General features: G+C 64.1%; 12 protein-coding genes and 1 tRNA gene. 8 read left to right on the forward strand and 5 right to left on the reverse strand.

Features of this window, described 5'->3' with window-relative positions; translation table 11 throughout:
* The first annotated feature begins 4 nt into the window (after positions 1-4).
* The 3 genes from GX515_10000 (at position 5) to GX515_10010 (ending at position 7,208) form a co-directional block, all read left to right on the forward strand.
* Positions 5-2,575 (forward strand): hypothetical protein, encoded by a 2,571-nt coding sequence (locus tag GX515_10000; protein ID HHY33322.1) that lies wholly within the window; start codon positions 5-7, stop codon positions 2,573-2,575.
* Positions 2,576-2,706: 131 nt separating this feature from the next.
* Positions 2,707-3,861, forward strand: a complete 1,155-nt coding sequence (locus tag GX515_10005; GenBank protein HHY33323.1) for a DNA repair exonuclease — start codon at positions 2,707-2,709, stop codon at positions 3,859-3,861.
* Positions 3,858-7,208 carry an AAA family ATPase gene (locus GX515_10010; GenBank protein HHY33324.1) on the forward strand — a complete coding sequence of 1,117 codons (3,351 nt, stop codon included), beginning with the start codon at positions 3,858-3,860 and terminating at the stop codon, positions 7,206-7,208. Before GX515_10005 ends, GX515_10010 begins: the two co-directional genes overlap by 4 nt.
* 212 nt (positions 7,209-7,420) lie before the next feature.
* Here the strand turns inward: GX515_10010 and GX515_10015 are convergent.
* Positions 7,421-7,497, reverse strand: a tRNA-Pro gene (locus tag GX515_10015).
* A 53-nt stretch (positions 7,498-7,550) separates the two neighbouring features.
* Between GX515_10015 and GX515_10020 the strand changes: the two genes are divergently transcribed.
* The 4 genes from GX515_10020 to GX515_10035 all read left to right on the forward strand — a co-directional run bounded on the left by GX515_10020 (position 7,551) and on the right by GX515_10035 (position 10,000).
* Positions 7,551-8,288 carry a uracil-DNA glycosylase gene (locus GX515_10020; protein HHY33325.1) on the forward strand — a complete coding sequence of 246 codons (738 nt, stop codon included), beginning with the start codon at positions 7,551-7,553 and terminating at the stop codon, positions 8,286-8,288.
* Positions 8,289-8,513: 225 nt separating this feature from the next.
* Positions 8,514-8,972, forward strand: a complete 459-nt coding sequence (locus GX515_10025; protein HHY33326.1) for a TIGR04086 family membrane protein — start codon at positions 8,514-8,516, stop codon at positions 8,970-8,972.
* A 251-nt stretch (positions 8,973-9,223) separates the two neighbouring features.
* A complete protein-coding gene (locus GX515_10030) occupies positions 9,224-9,505 on the forward strand; it encodes a hypothetical protein (GenBank protein ID HHY33327.1) in 282 nt (93 codons plus the stop codon).
* 126 nt (positions 9,506-9,631) lie between these two features.
* A complete protein-coding gene (locus GX515_10035; GenBank protein HHY33328.1) occupies positions 9,632-10,000 on the forward strand; it encodes a hypothetical protein in 369 nt (122 codons plus the stop codon).
* A 241-nt stretch (positions 10,001-10,241) separates the two neighbouring features.
* Here GX515_10035 and lexA read toward each other — a convergent pair whose 3' ends face one another.
* On the reverse strand, positions 10,242-10,868 hold the full coding sequence (gene lexA / locus GX515_10040) for a transcriptional repressor LexA (protein ID HHY33329.1): 627 nt from the start codon (positions 10,866-10,868) through the stop codon (positions 10,242-10,244).
* A 297-nt stretch (positions 10,869-11,165) separates the two neighbouring features.
* Here lexA and GX515_10045 point away from each other — a divergent pair, with 297 nt between their 5' ends.
* Positions 11,166-11,582, forward strand: a complete 417-nt coding sequence (locus GX515_10045) for a LysM peptidoglycan-binding domain-containing protein (GenBank protein HHY33330.1) — start codon at positions 11,166-11,168, stop codon at positions 11,580-11,582.
* A gap of 273 nt (positions 11,583-11,855) precedes the next feature.
* On the opposite strand, the gene GX515_10050 is transcribed toward GX515_10045, so the two are convergent.
* The 3 genes from GX515_10050 to GX515_10060 form a co-directional block, all read right to left on the reverse strand.
* Positions 11,856-13,106, reverse strand: a complete 1,251-nt coding sequence (locus tag GX515_10050; protein ID HHY33331.1) for a hypothetical protein — start codon at positions 13,104-13,106, stop codon at positions 11,856-11,858.
* A complete protein-coding gene (locus tag GX515_10055; GenBank protein ID HHY33332.1) occupies positions 13,097-13,324 on the reverse strand; it encodes a zinc ribbon domain-containing protein in 228 nt (75 codons plus the stop codon). The genes GX515_10050 and GX515_10055 overlap by 10 nt, the downstream gene beginning before the upstream one ends.
* 224 nt (positions 13,325-13,548) lie before the next feature.
* Positions 13,549-14,913, reverse strand: a complete 1,365-nt coding sequence (locus tag GX515_10060) for a tetratricopeptide repeat protein (GenBank protein ID HHY33333.1) — start codon at positions 14,911-14,913, stop codon at positions 13,549-13,551.
* Positions 14,914-14,929: the final 16 nt, after the last annotated feature.

Here is a 14,929-nt window from a genome sequence, read left to right on the forward strand (position 1 = left end):
AGAGGTGAGTCCGGTCTTCCCCCGGTCGGGTCGCTCGCCGCGGGCTCGTCACGTTCTGCCCGCTAGGCCTGAGCGCACCTCCTTTGGGGCGTCAGCTTGGCATCGCGGTCTTGCGGGCGTTCTCGTCGCCCTGGGAGTTGGCCTGGCGGCTGCGACGCTCCTGGCCATGACGCCAAGCACACCAGGGCCGAGGTGGGCAGAAGGAGAAGAAGGAGAGGGAGCAGCGGCACCGGCTGCCGCCGCAGCCGCGGCTGCGCCCGGCATCCCCGGCGCTTCGCGCGTAGTCCTTGTGCTTGTCGACGCCATTCCGCTCGGGAACATAGATCCCGCGTTGGCTCCGCATCTCTGGAGGCTCGCTTCGAGCGGTGCGGTCGGCCTCATGAACGTCCGGACCGCGAAGACTCTGCAGGACGACCACACGTACGTGACCCTCGGTGCGGGCACCAGGGCGCAGGGCCCGCCGGAGACGGGGCACGCGTTCAATTCCGACGAGACCGTGGAGGGCGTCCCGGCCGCCGTCGCCTTTGCACGGAACACGGGCGCCACCGCGCCGCCCCGCGGAGCCGTGGTACATCCGTACATCGCTCTCATAAACGAGGTGAACTCCGGTCTAAGCTACCACGTCGTTCCAGGCGCCCTCGGCGAGGCGCTGAAGCTTGCCGGAAAGAGGACCGCGGTCTTCGGGAACTCCGACACACCGGGCCATCCCGGCCGCCACGCCGTGGCGATCGCCATGGATTCCAGCGGCCTCGTGGACCTTGGCGACGTGGGCCAGGACACCGTCAAGCACGTGGATGACTTCCCGGGGGGCATGATGACCGATATAGAGGTCGTGGCGCGCCTCGTGAAGGACACGATGACCGCGGGCAGGGCAGACTTCGTCGTGGTTGAATCGGGTGACATGTCCCGAGTGGAGCGCTACCTTGGCGCCGGGCTCCTCACCGACGCAGCGTATGAGAAGGCCAGCAGGTCAGCGCTGGCGTCAGCGGACGCCCTCGTAGGGCGCCTACTGGAGTTCGTGGATCTCACCGACACGGTGTTCGTGGTCCTATCGCCTTCGCCTGCAGCACGCGAGATAGCACGCGGCCGGAGCCTGGCCCCGGTCATCGCGGCTGGGCCCGCTGTATCCACCAAGTCCGGCGGGCTCCTGACGTCCGCAACCACAAGGCGAGACGGGCTCATCACAAACACCGACGTGGCCGCGTCAGTCATGGCGTGGCTGGGTGTTACACCGCCGCCGTGGGTGCTCGGCGCGCCGGTGCGCGCCGTGGCCGACCCGGCAGCGTTGCGTAGGCTTCGCGCCTTGCACGACGAGATCGCATCCACCTACCTCGTGAGGGCGCCGATCCTCAAGACTTTCGTCGGCTTTCAGATCATAGTGGCCCTCGTTTCGCTGGGGCTCATCGCGTTCTTTGCAGCGCGAAGCAAACCCCTTCTCAGACAGCGGGGCGGCGCCGCGCCAGAAACCCCTCTCCCACCACCGGACGACTCACGCCCCAACCACGCCTCTCCCGGCCGGGGCGCTATACGCACCGCGGGACGCTGGGCTCACGCCACCGCCGGGGCTACGCAGGCACTCCTTCTGTGCCTCGGCACGGTCCCGCTCGCGATGCTATTCTTGCCTTCCGCCGTGCATACGGGCGGCGGCGCGTCCGCGGGTGCGCTCGTCGCAGCAGCCGCGCTCGCCATGTACGTTTTCGCAAGGGCGGTCCGTGGCCGCGGCGCGCCTCCCGGGCTGTTCGCTTTCGCTGTGGTTTACCTCCTCACCGGGCTTGCGGTGACCTGTGACGCCTTGCTGGGATCGCCTCTCATGCAGCGGTCGGTGCTAGGATACGACCCGGTCGCAGGCGCAAGGTTCTATGGGATAGGGAACGAGTACATGGGCGTTTTGGTCGGCTCGCTCATAACCGGAACAGGGCTTGCCGTAGACAGGGCGGGTTCTCCCGAGGCCCCGTCATCGGCGACGCGTGCGCGTCGCGCCCCGGTCCTCGCCTGCACCGCGGTCCTGTTCGCGCTGGGACTCGTCGTGCTCGCATCTCCGTCGTTCGGCGCGAACATGGGAGGCACGCTCACGGCTGTGGCGGGGTTCGGGGTGGCCTATGCTCTCTATTCGGGCAGAAGGGTAACGGGCCGGCGAATAGCCGCTCTAGCCGGACTCGGGGCGGCGCTCGTCGCGGGAATAGCCATCGCCGACGCCTTGAGGGCCGGTGGCCCCACGTCCCATTGGGGTCGCGCGATCCTTGCCGTGTCGGCGGAGGGCCCTGGAGCGCTCGCCGATATAGTGCGGCGCAAGGCGGCGATGAACCTGAAGCTCATCAGGTACACCGTCTGGACGCGCGCTCTGCTCGCGTTCCTTGCGGCTGTCGCGCTCCTTTGGGTACGCCCGGTGGGCCTCGCGAAGAAGCTCATGAAGGCGAACCCCGGGTTCGCCTCGGCTCTCGGCGCGAGCCTGTTCTCGGCAGGCGTGGCCATCGTGACCAACGACTCGGGAGTGGTGGCCGCGGCGCTGCTGATGATGTACCCGTCCCTCGTGCTCTTGTACCTGGCCTGCCGTGAGGCGGCTGACGGCGCCTAGGCCCGGCGGCGGAGCGGGCTTCCCGCATGTTCCCAAGGACAGGATGTCCCCGGTCGCCCTTCCATTTCCTGCAGACGTGTGGTATCGTGTGAATGGATGCTATCCCGGCGGGGTGATGGGGGTGATGGAGCGTGCTCAGGTGTCTCCACCTTGCGGACCTGCACCTCGGTTGGTCTCCGTCCGAGCTCCCGGCCGAAAAGGCGACGATCCGGCAGCGCGAGCGAGACCTCCTATTGAAAAGGGCGGTTGACTTCGCTCTCGCACCTGAGAACCGCATCGACCTGGTCATCATCGCAGGCGATCTCTTCGAATCGCATAGGCCTGAGCCCGCTGTGGCCGATGAGGCCGTGCGGCAGCTCGAGCGGCTGGCCCGGGCGGCACTGCCTTTGGTGACTGTCCCGGGGAATCACGACGAGATAACCTACCATGACTCCATATACAGGCAGCGAAGCACTTCCTGGCCTGGCTTGCTCGTGCGCAATCCCATGCCTCAGAGGGTAGCCTCGTGGAACGTCAACGGCACGCCAGTGTCCGTGTATTCGCTAGCATACACCGGCGGGCTCACCCGGGTCGAGGACCTCACAAACCTTCCGCGGGCCGAGGGGCCAGGAATACACATCGGTGCGTTCCATGGCTCTCTCGACTGGCAAGCTGGTGACAGAAGCCTCCCGATAGCATCGGAGGCGCTCGCAGCCGCAGGATATCATTATGTGGCCCTCGGGCACATTCACAGGTATGCGGAATCCAAGACCGGGACGGGCGTCGCAGTGTATCCGGGCATGGTTGAAGCGAAGGGATTCGACGACCCCGGCACGGGCAAGCTCACGGTAGTACAGCTGACCGACACAGCGGGCGCGGGCTCCCCCCGCGTGACCGTCGAGACGTTCCCCCTCCCGGTAAGGCGCCATGCCTCGGTGGAGATAGATGTATCAGCTGTTCCGTCCCGCGACGCGCTGGCGGAGGCGTGCCGCGCCGCCGCGGGAGACGACAGGGACGCGTGCGTCAAGATAACGTTGCGGGGCACGCCGTCTTTCCCCGTGGACACCACCTCGCTCGCCCGGTCTTTGCAGGAGGATTTCTTCTACGTCGAGATAGCGGACGAGACGACTTTCACGAATGAGGACCTCGTGAGCCGACTTGCGGCCCAGCCCACCATCCAAGGGTATTTCGTAAGGAGGCTCGCGGCACGGCTCGAGAGCACGAGTGACGCGCGCGAGCGGAAGGTATTGGAACTCGCCATTCGAAAGGGCCTTGCCGCATTCCGAGAGGGTGGTGGAGCACGATGAGGCGGGTGTCCTTCAGGAGGCTCGCTCTCACAGGCTTCGGGCCGTACCGCGAGAGAGTCGAGGTCTCTTTCACCAAGGGTATCAACGCGTACGTGGCGCCGAACGAACGCGGCAAGTCGTCGCTGGTCATGGGGATGCTTGCCACCATATTCGGCCTTCCTACCAAGGCTGACCCGTCCGCCTTCGGGCACGCCCGCTTCAGAAACTGGGACAATCCCCAGCGGTTCGAGGGGGAGGTGGAATTCGAGGCCGACGGTGTAGTCTATAGAATCCGGCGCGACTTCGACACTCACAGGGTGTCCCTGGCGAAGCTGGAGAACGGGCAGTACATAGGCCTCGTGACAGGCGAGCACAACCCCGAGGCGAGGAGAAAGCCCAATACGCTTTATGAAGAGAAGCTGGCCGATATCTTCGGCATGACATCGCGTGAGCTCTTCGAGTCCACCTTCTGCATCACCCAGCCTATCCCGGAGGCAAAACGCCTGGATGAGAAGGTCCAAGAGCTCCTTTCGGGGGCTGGAACGGGTTTCGCGCGCGCATTGGCAGTGCTCGTCTCCGAGCTCTCGGATCAGACCAAGAACACGGGCGATCGGGGCGTGACGCCACGAAACCAGAGGAACAACCGCACGCTCGAGGATCTCGAGTCCCGCATCCAGGCTCTCGAAGCAGAGATCGATTCGGCGCGCCACACAGTTGATTCCCTTGAAACGGTCCGGAAGGACCTTGCAAAGATCGAAGGGGAGTTGAACGAAAAGAGGGCTGCGCTGGCGTCCAAGGAAGCCATCCTCAGCGCATGGTCCGAGTGGAAGCGACTCGCTGCTGAGTTCCGGCGAGCCACGAAGGACCAGGCGGGCCTAGAAGCCGCGCTAGATCAGGCCAGGGATCTGTCTGCCGAGATCGAGAGCGGCGTCCGAGCCATTCAGGAGGCTTATCCCGAGTTCGAGGGCGCGCCTCCGGATGTCGACGCGCAGCTCGGAAAGCTCGTCTCACTGAAAGAGAAGCTTGCTGAGATAGCACAGGGGATCTCTGAGGCGGAAAGGGCGGCAAAGGCCAGGCAGTCGGACCTCGACCGGCTCGAAACGGAGCTGCGAGCCATGCGCGACTGGGGCACGCTCGGGCCTGGGGCCGAGGCGATCGTGCACAGGGCCAGGCGTAACGGCACCGTGTTACTTCAGAAGTGGCACGACTTCGTCGGGCGGCTCGAGGAGCTCCGTGAGTGTGACGCACACCTCGCCGGAAGGTTCCGGGCGTTCACCGAGGCCAGTCCCGACGAGCTGCGGCTTCTCGAGGGGTACTCGGCGAGGCGCTCTGAGCTCACACGGAAGCTCGAGGCCGCTAAGCGCGAAGTGGAGATCGTCGAGGAGCGGATCAAAGCGCACGCGAGGCGTCGGGAGGAGCACGCGCGGCGCTACGCAGCGATCGCGTCCCTCGGACCGGGCGCAGGGGCCATGATACGGCAGAAGATCGAGGCGCTCCGCAAGGAGCGTGAGCTCCGCGCGGCACTTGCGGAGCGCGAGCGAGCGCTCGTCATGCCGCGCAGTCTCCGGCTCGTGGCAGGGCTCGTCCCGGGTTTGGTGGCCGCGGGCATCGCCGCGTGGCTTGTGTCAGACAGGCCCATTGGCTCTGCAGCCTCTGCGGCGGCGTGGCCCGGAGTAGCGTTGGCAGGGGTCGTGGCGGCACTCCTCTTCGGGGCTGCCGGATACCTCCTTGCCGGCGCGGTGCACGCCCGCAAGGTGGGCGCCGCGAAGCTGAAGCTCGAGATGAGGACGCTCGAGGCGGAGCTTGCGCGGTGCAGACAAGAGATGGCAGGCGTTGACCAAGCGCTCGGGGCGGTCGTTGCCACGGACGAGGCCGAGCTCGGCGCGCTCCAAGCGAAGGTGGAGCAGCGCGACGAAGAGGCGAGAGAGCTTGACGCCGAGCAGGCGCTCATCGCCGGCGAGAGCGACGTGCTATCCGCCCGGCGAGCCTTCGAACAAGCTCGCGAAGAGTGCGAGGCATTCGCGGAAGCGACAAGAAGGTTCGCCGAGCTCTTCGGAGACGTCGACGCGGCGTTCTCTGAATGGAAGGCCCTGCTCGACAAGAAGCAGCGTCTCGAGACCCTCACGCGAGAGTTCGCCCGGGAGGCGTTTGGCTGCGACCCTTCCGACGCTCATGCGGCGATGTTGTCTTCCCCCAGCACGAGCGACGTATGGAAGGAGGTCGCGCGTGTCGTGGCAGTGGGGTCGTCCACGGATGACTCGCGCACCGTCAATGACCTCGCAGCCTTCCTCGAGCGGTGCGACCCGTCGTGGTGGGACGAGGCCGCGGCGGAAGCCCGCCGCCATGAGAGCATCTCTAGCGACATCCAAGCTGCGAAAGCCGCCATTGATGCCGGGAAACAACACGTGGAGGCGTTGACGGCGCGGGCCAAGGAATTCGAGGAGGCGTATGCGATGGAATCAGCGTCGCTCGGCGCCATACTCGCGGCGTCGGGCGGCGAACCGGCCGTGGCTCGACAGAGATGGGCGGACAGGCGGTCGCGCTTGGAGAAGGTGGCGCGGGCGCGTGCTTCCCTCGATACGCTGCTTGGTCAGTACAGCGCGGCCACCGTTGACGAGCTGCGTGAGAAGAGAATAGGCGCCTCGAACAGGGCCGCGCAGGCGCTTGCGGACTGGAAACATCTCATAACCCGCAATCCCGGACTCCCCGAAGTCGACGAGGCGGACGACGCTGAGTTAATCGAGGGCAGGTTGAAGACGCTCGCCCGCGACACCGAGGCCTTGCGCGGGCAGGTGACCGAGCTTGAGAAGAGGAGGGGAGACCTCATTGCCGAGCAACGCTCGCTTGAAGGAAGCACGCCGGTGAACATCGCCCAATCCCTCGAGCGGCTCGCACGGCTCAAGCGCCAACGTGAGGACGTGGAGCTGCTCGCCGACGCCCTAACGGTCGCTTGTCTCGAACTTACGGCTGCCATAGCGGACTTTCAAAGGTCATACCGCGGGCGATTAGAAAACGCGGCGACGGAACACTTTCAACGCATAACGGGCGTGGAGCGGCGCGCGGTCGTGATCGACGAGGATTTCAAGGTCCACGTGCACCAGGCGGGCGTCCCTTGCGATCTCGGCCAGCTCAGCAAGGGCGCGCAGGATCAGTTGTACATTGCGTTACGGCTTGCCATCGCAGACCTCCTCGCGCAGGACTATCTGCTTCCGCTCATTTTCGACGACCCGTTCCCGACGTGCGACAGCGCGAGGCTCGCCAACCTGGGCGCGACCTTGCGGCAGATCGCCCTCGACCGCCAGGTCCTGGTCATGTCCCACATCGAATCCCTGCGGACCTGGGGGACGCCGGTAGAGGTGCGGCGCTAGCTCGGACACTGCCCGCCTCCTGGTGTGAGCGTGCTCCTCGTGGAGCAGAACCCACGAAGGGCCTTCGCCGCGGTGACAAGGAGCCACGTGCTTGAGACAGGCCGGATCCGGATCACCCTCGGAGGCGCAGCTTCTGAGCTTGCGGCGAACCCTGACGTGCGAAGGGCCTACCTAGGAGCCTAGGCGCAGGAAGCGTGGGTACAAAAAGAAAATGGTCGGGGCAGGCGGACTTGAACCGCCGACCTCTTAGTCCCGAACCAAGCGCGCTACCAACCTGCGCCATGCCCCGACCAAACCTCGTGACCGTTCGTTTCATGCATAGTATACTCGAACGGTGGCAACATGTCAAACGTGGACTTCGGAGGTGCAAGACAAGTGCCTGAAACCGAGCGGCAGGTGCCGCTTCCCATCTTCGACGCTGCTGACGACACGCCTCCCCCCGCTCGAACGCCCGCGTCCGTTGGAGAAACCCCGGCCCCCCAGACGCCCTCCGGCCAGGTTTCCTGTGGCCGCAGCGCCGCATCATGTCTCAAGGAGCTTGAACAGAAATGCAGGGCCTGTACGAAGTGCGATCTCCGTGCTGGGTGCACCCAGGTCGTCTTTGGGGAGGGGAACCCCCACGCCAAGCTCATGTTTGTGGGTGAGGGCCCGGGACAACAGGAGGACATTCAAGGCAGGCCCTTCGTGGGAGCGGCTGGACAGCTTCTGGACAGGATCCTCAATGCCGTGGGCATCAGGCGAGATGAGGTGTACATCGCCAACGTGGTGAAGTGCCGCCCGCCGGGAAACCGGCTGCCCACCCCAGATGAGGCCGAGGCGTGCCTGCCTCATCTCCGGGCCCAGATCGAGGCGATAAGGCCGAAGATAATCGTGTGTCTCGGGGCGCTCGCGACGCAGACGCTCATCGACAAGCGGGCGCGCATAACGAGGGCGAGGGGAAACTGGTTTGAAAAGGACGGCATCATGTACATGCCCACGTTTCATCCGGCTGCCCTCCTGCGCGACGAGACCAAAAAGCGCCCTGTGTGGGAGGACATGAAAAAGGTGAGAGCGATGCTCGACCAGATTGGGCGCACGTGACTGCTCCGTCCGAAGCATCCACAGAATAGTGGGTCCCCTGGTCATCATCAGTCACTGAGGCGAATAACCTAGTTGTGAAGCAACGCGTCGTTTCACGCGTCGCGCTCCTAGTGAGGGTGAACAGGCCCGGGCGCCACCCCCCGCCCCCGATAGGGCGCCGGCAAACCGTCGCCAGCTAGGACATGAGGCAGGGATCTGCGCACCCTCGCTCTGGGGGGTCGTCTCATGACTCCGGACAAGACCAGTAGGAGCAGACCTGACAAGACCAGGCCCGATCGGACGAAGCCCGAGAGGAACGTCGGAAGCTCCGAGGGGACCGAGTGTGGGTGGTTTCTCGCCATCGTGACGGGGCTCGTGGCGTCGGTCGTTGCGCTGCTTGCTGTATTCCTCGCCATTGCGGTGTACGACTACTCCGTTCCTCTTCAGCCCTCTCTCCTCGGCAAGCTAGCGTCGGTGGGGAGCTACCTCGCCACCGGCGTGGGCGGTTTCGTCGCGGGGAAGAAGGCTAGGAGACGCGGGCTTGTGTACGGCAGCTTGGTTGGGCTCGTGTTCGCCGCGGCCATCCTCATCACAGGCGCAGGAAACCCTGCGGCAGTGCCGTTGACGAGCTCGACATTCAAGAGGCTTCTTCTCTCCGTGATGGCCGGTGGTCTCGGGGGTATGTTCGGCGTCGCGTCAACTTGACCAACTTGGTCCGAGGCCGACTACTGGGCAGGCGCGCGCAGCAAGGGGGCGGCGGGCGGCCGCTGGCAGGTGTCGCCGTGCATCGCGTACGTCGCGCGCCGTGCCTGGACTGGGCTGGACCGTGTGTCCCGAAGAGTAGTTAGCGAAAGCCTAGAATCAAAATCAAAACGTTGCGAGGTAGTGATACACGACTGGAAGATGTGTTATAATATAACCAGAGAACGAACCGCCGCGCAGAGGGGGAGTCCGTCTTGAGCCAGCTTGGCGCAAAGCCCCGGGGAAGCGCCTTCGTCGCGGCGCCCGGGCTCAGGGTCGGCACGATTGCCGAGCCTGTTGCGCGCTTCTGGCACGGCGAGCTCCTGAAGGGCGGCAGCCGCCTCTTCAGGAACGTGAACGGTGACAACTGCAAAGCTGGCGCATACGGCTTCAGGGTTTTTGGCGACGGAGCGGTCGCTGTGGTGGTAACTGCGAGAAGAACGGGCCGGGGCAACGGATCAACGGTGCCTCGGCCGTCGTGTTTTCTTGCGGCTTGAACTCAAGGGCCCGAGCTGCGCCTGCGGCCCGCCGCGGGAGGCAACTTCGAGGCAGCCTGCGTAATCATTGTCGGCTGGCCTGTTGGCCCAGCGGAGCCTCAACAAATCAAACAGGAGGGGACTCGGGTGATTCAATTGAATGCGGAGGACGTTATCAGGGGTCTGAAGAGACTCAAGAGCCTGGCCAAGCAGGACATCCTCATCAGCAGCCTTGCCCCCAATCCGGAAGAGTGGATGAAGATGGCGACCGCCAGGAAGCAAAAGTACGAAACCCTGATGTCTCTTGTGGAGCAGTACGGCGTGCCGGGGGCGTGCGAGATAGCGCTCGAGCAATACGCGAGCCTGCCTGCTTCGAACGGAGACCCCGCAAGCGTCGATCCGCACACAAAGGGCGAGGAACAGGCGCTCGAGGTCTTCTTCAAGACGATAGGCGTGGACGGGAGGGCCCTGAAGGACGCTAGAGCGCGTCGAAAGGGTGTCGGAGGAACCTTGTGATCACGGCGGGGTCACGACCGGCCATCTACGGCGTCTGCACTATAAGGCAGTGTAAGTGCGTGTCGGAGCCGGGCCCGAAGGTGGGAGCGAACCGGAGGACCGCAGAGGACCGCACCGGATTCCGAAGCCGAAAGCGGCACACGCCAGGCACACACCGGGCACAACCCGCCGGACGGCCCGCTGGTCGGCACGCACTGGGCCTTCTTGACGAATGTTCTTGGCGAATCTTCATGAGGATCAATCAGTGTATCCGCCTCACAAGCCCGACTACCTTGCCGAGGATCGCCACATCCCTGACTATGATCGGATCCATGAACCTATTCTCCGGCTGCAAGCGAACCCTGCCTGCTTCCTTGAAAAACCTCTTGACCGTGGCCTCGTCGTCTAGGAGAGCGACGACTATGTCGCCGTTTTCGGCCGTGTCCTGCTGCCTCACGATGACGAGGTCATCGTTTAGGATCCCGGCTTCGATCATGCTCTCTCCGCGCACCTTCAACATGAACAGGCTGCCTTGCTCGCCGAAGTCTTTGGGAAGAGGGAAGTAGTCTTCGATGTTCTGCACTGCCAGTATGGGTTGGCCGGCCGTCACTCGACCAACGACTGGCACCGCGAGAGCCGACCCGCGGTGCAGGGCGCCCGACGCGGGCAGGACTTCGATGGCCCGAGGCTTGGTTGGATCTCGCCGTATGTAGCCCTTTTTCTCCAACTGCGACAGATGGCCGTGAACCGTGGACGTGGACTTAAGCCCCACTGCCTGCCCTATCTCGCGGACCGACGGCGGGTACCCACGGAGCTCCATCTGCTTGGTGATGAAGTCGAGGATCTGCTGCTGCCGACGGGAGATTGCCACGGATTTCCTGCGCGGCATCGTCCAAAACACCTCGCTCTCGGGTCCAAGCCCTCACGCTTTCCGAGTCGGATTATACCATACGCTACCTCCATCCGCAAACGGTTGTTCGTTGTTCGACGTCGCCCATGCCGACTTACTCCGCCGTGTCGCGGGCTGTCCCAGGTAACAAGCCCAAGCGGGGTGCTGCCCGCCATCCCGTGGGATGCGCCCCGCTTGGCCCTCTTGACACAAACATATGTTCGTGCTATGATGACGCTGCCAGTACGAACATATGTTTCCCTAATATGCGAAACGTGAGGCCAGGGGGGACTATTCATGAGGAGAGCCGACGTGTCATCGTGGAGAGCGTCGTCGAGGGCGCACGCAAATGCGGAAATCGGCATCGTGCTTGCGTGTATGGTGGCAATGGTCTGCGCCGTGGGCATCACTTTCGGTGCCGGCCGACCCGCCCGCGTAGCGTCGTCGGTACCGTCGCGCGAGGTCGTTGAAGTGGTGGTCGCCCCGGGTGATACCCTTTGGAGCATCGCCAGAGACCACGTGGGAAAGGAAGTCGATATCCGCGCCGCCGTAAGTGACATCATGGCTCGGAACCACCTGTCAAGCGCGACGCTTCGGCCCGGCCAGGTGCTCATGGTCCAGGTGGACGTGGTGGCGGATGGTGATGGCAAGCGTCCAGGTGATGACTGGGCCTCACGTGACGAAACGGTCGCCACGGCGGGATACGCAAGGTAACCGAGGCAGCCTCGATCTCGACTCGAGGTCGGGGCTGCACCTTTCACGGCGTCCCGGTAGTACCCTCGCAGTACCTCGACACCTCATCGGACCGTTCTCGCCCGCCAAAACCTTTGGATCGCATAATATATCTTATGTCAACTAGCTAGGGAAGAAAGCACTGACTGACGCATGTCACGGCCAGACTCCCCACCCCCGCCCTTCAGCCGCAAACAGTATACCCCCCTGCCGCCCTCTTCCGGAAACGATTCGGGAACGAGACTAAGGCTCAGATCACCGCGCCAATTGTCCCGTACTTTCCGTAATCCTAGGACTCCTAGGCCCCGGCTCAGTTCCGCCTGCGAGCGCCTTCTCTAGGGCCATCTTGGCCTCGCGCCGGACGAGGTCGTCCGTTTCCGCGGCCAGAGCCTTCTCCAGAAGACGCGCCGCGGCCCTTCCGCCGATCTCGCCGATGGCCCACGCCGCATGCGCTCGGACAGGCACGTGCGGATGTTGGAGCGCGAGCCCGAGCGGCGCGAGGAGCACAGGGTCCTTTGTATTGCCCGCTGCGATGGCCGCGTCGGCCACGATGCGGTTTTCCCTGGAGTAATTGGGACCAATGACCTCCGCCATCCGTGCAAGCCTCGCCCTACGCCCGCCAGCGTCGTCCCCCAGGATGCCCGCAAGGGAGAATATCTCGGCGTCCTCATCCGGCGGGGCCACGGCGTTCTTTACAGCCACCGCGTTCCGCGGGCAACAGCGCTGGCAAGCATCACAGCCCAGGATGCTGGTTCCGTACGCCCTGCGGAGCTCGATCGGAACGACCCGACCGGAGTTCATGTACGCACGGACGCACCGCGAAACGTCCAGTGCTCCGCCCGGTTGTATCGCGCCCGTGGGACAAGCCCGCACGCACGCAACGCAGCCACCGCACTCGCATGTTGTCGCCGGCGTCAACGCCTCCTGCTCTGCGTCGCTTGCGAGAGGCACATCTATGACGATCACCTGAAGGCTTATGAAAGAGCCCGATTCCTGGCGGTAAATGAGGGAGTTCTTTCCGTACGACCCAAGCCCCGCCCGCACTGCAAGGGCCTTGCTCGGAAGCCGAGGCTGGAGGACCGCACGCACCCCGGCCCGTTCTAGTGCGGCTGCAAGATGCTGTGCGGCCTCACGCGCCTCCGGATAGGCGCGGTAGTAGGCCGAGTACCCCGCCATGCCGTTCGGCAGAGGAAGCGCGTAAGGCTTGAACGGCCGCGCCAAGACCAGAATCGAGGCGGCCGAAGGCATGATACCTTTCGGCTCCCCTACGAGGCTCCTGAAGTATCTTTCATACTGCTCAGGCGAGATCATACCCGCGCGGACGCGCCGCCGGACCTCGCTATCCCATTCCGGCAGTGGGCTCGCGCCCGTCACGCCCAACCCAGTGAAACCGAGCTCAGCGGCCTTTTCCACTAAAGCGCAGCGGAGCCGGCGCTCCCGGCCACCAGCAGCGGGCTGGCCCAGCGGGCCACCGGCCACCCTGCCGCCGACCGCGGTCAGTGACATGTGCTACACGTCCCGCCGCTGCATGAGGAACAGCCGCCGCCCGACGACGAAGCTGTGCTCTTGAAGCCAGATCCCCCATTATACCCGAACGTCGACATGAGCCTCTTGACATTGCCGGCGCCGCAGTTCGGGCACTTCACCTCAGCGTGCGCGCTGCCCATGATGAGCTCCTCAAACTTGGTGCCGCATTTCGTGCACACGAACTCATAGATAGCCACAGCGTGAACTCCTCCGTTCTTGACGAGACTCAAGGGAACTCCAAGGTTTGAAGCTTCCCCTCTCCCCTTCCCTCCCCCGTTGGAAGGGATACTCCCAGGGGTATTATACAACCCCGCCCTCCTGACGTCAAAGCCTTTCGCGCGACGGCCTCGCCGCGCAAGCAAGGACCGCACGAGGCGCGCAACTCGAAACAAGCGGGCCCGCACGCCCACGGGATCGGGACCTAGCCCCGTCTGAGCCTCGCAAGTTCCTGACGCAGCATGGAGTTGAATGGGTCTATCTCCAAGGCCTTCTGCACCTCCTGTATAGCCTCAGCTTTCATGCCCTTGGCCTCGTACACCATCGCAAGATGGTAGTGCGCCGTTGCAAGGCTCTTCTCTGGGAAGTCCGACGGGAACAGCAGCGCCCGGCGGATGGTCCTCTCGGCATCGTCCAGACGCTCCTGCTTGAAATACGCCCATCCCAAGCTGTCCATGTATACCGGATTCGCAGGCTCCCCATCTACGGCCTTTTCTAGGAGAGCGACGGCGCGCTTAAGGTCCCTCTTCGTGTCCGCCAGGATGAAGCCCAAGTTGTTGCAGGCTGGAAGGTAGTTCGGGTTCTGCGCAAGCACCTTCTCCAACTCTTGGATGGCCTTGTCTGCGTTCCCGGAGAGCCAGTACGACAGCCCCAGGTCGCACCTGGCCTCGGTGTTCTCCGGATCGAGCTCGAGCACCCTCTCGTACGCCCGAATGGCCTGCTCATACTTCCTGCGATCGAACGCCGATTGCGCCTCTTTCAGCTTCGCGCGCATCTCCTCCGCTTCCTTCAGCACGAACAGGTCGTCCTTCACGCCTGTGTTGAGCTTGATGTCGCGGAGCACCTGGTCTACGCGCCCACGCGCCGACGAAAGCTCTACCTTGGTCGGGAGGAACACGCCCTTGTCCACCTGGGTCATGGTGATCTCCCCCCGCCTATCCCCGCGGAGGTCGGTAACGGTGAGTGTGTACGACTTCCAGTCGCCCTTCTCACCTTCTTGGATCGTTCCGAGGCGCAGGAGAGTCGGCTCTCCCAAGATAGCGCTGGTCTGGGCCTGAAGGATGAGGAATTTCATGTTGTCGATCCACACGGTGTCGGGCTCCGCCCCCGGGGACTTCCGATCCTGCACGCTGAGGACGTACGCCACCCTGTCGCGTATGTTCGCCCTTTCGGACACTCGCACGTCGTACGCATCAGCGATGCTATCCCTCGTGAACCTCAGCATGTAGCTGAGGGTCTCCAGGCCAGCCACGGACATCGAGTCGTATGCCTTCCAATGCCCATCTTTCGGCACCACGACGCCTGCGCCTTTCGCAAGGATCACGCGCGTCCCCTCGTTGGAGGACGGCGCAAGATACGTGATGTGATACTTGTCCGGCCTCTTGAACACGACCTGCATGGTGACGGTTTCCTCAACGCCGCCCCGGTTGTACACAGACTCCAGAACGCACGTGAGGTCTCGCACCCTAGCGTTCGCGCTCTGAATCTGCTTGAGCACATCCTGGGTGTTGATGGACTCGTCTGCAGCGTGCCCCGCGCCCGAGATCGCGAGGACGAAGAGAGCGAGCACACCAACCGTCCTTGCC

The organism is Bacillota bacterium (assembly GCA_012842395.1).
GTDB lineage: Bacteria > Bacillota > SHA-98 > UBA4971 > UBA4971 > UBA6256.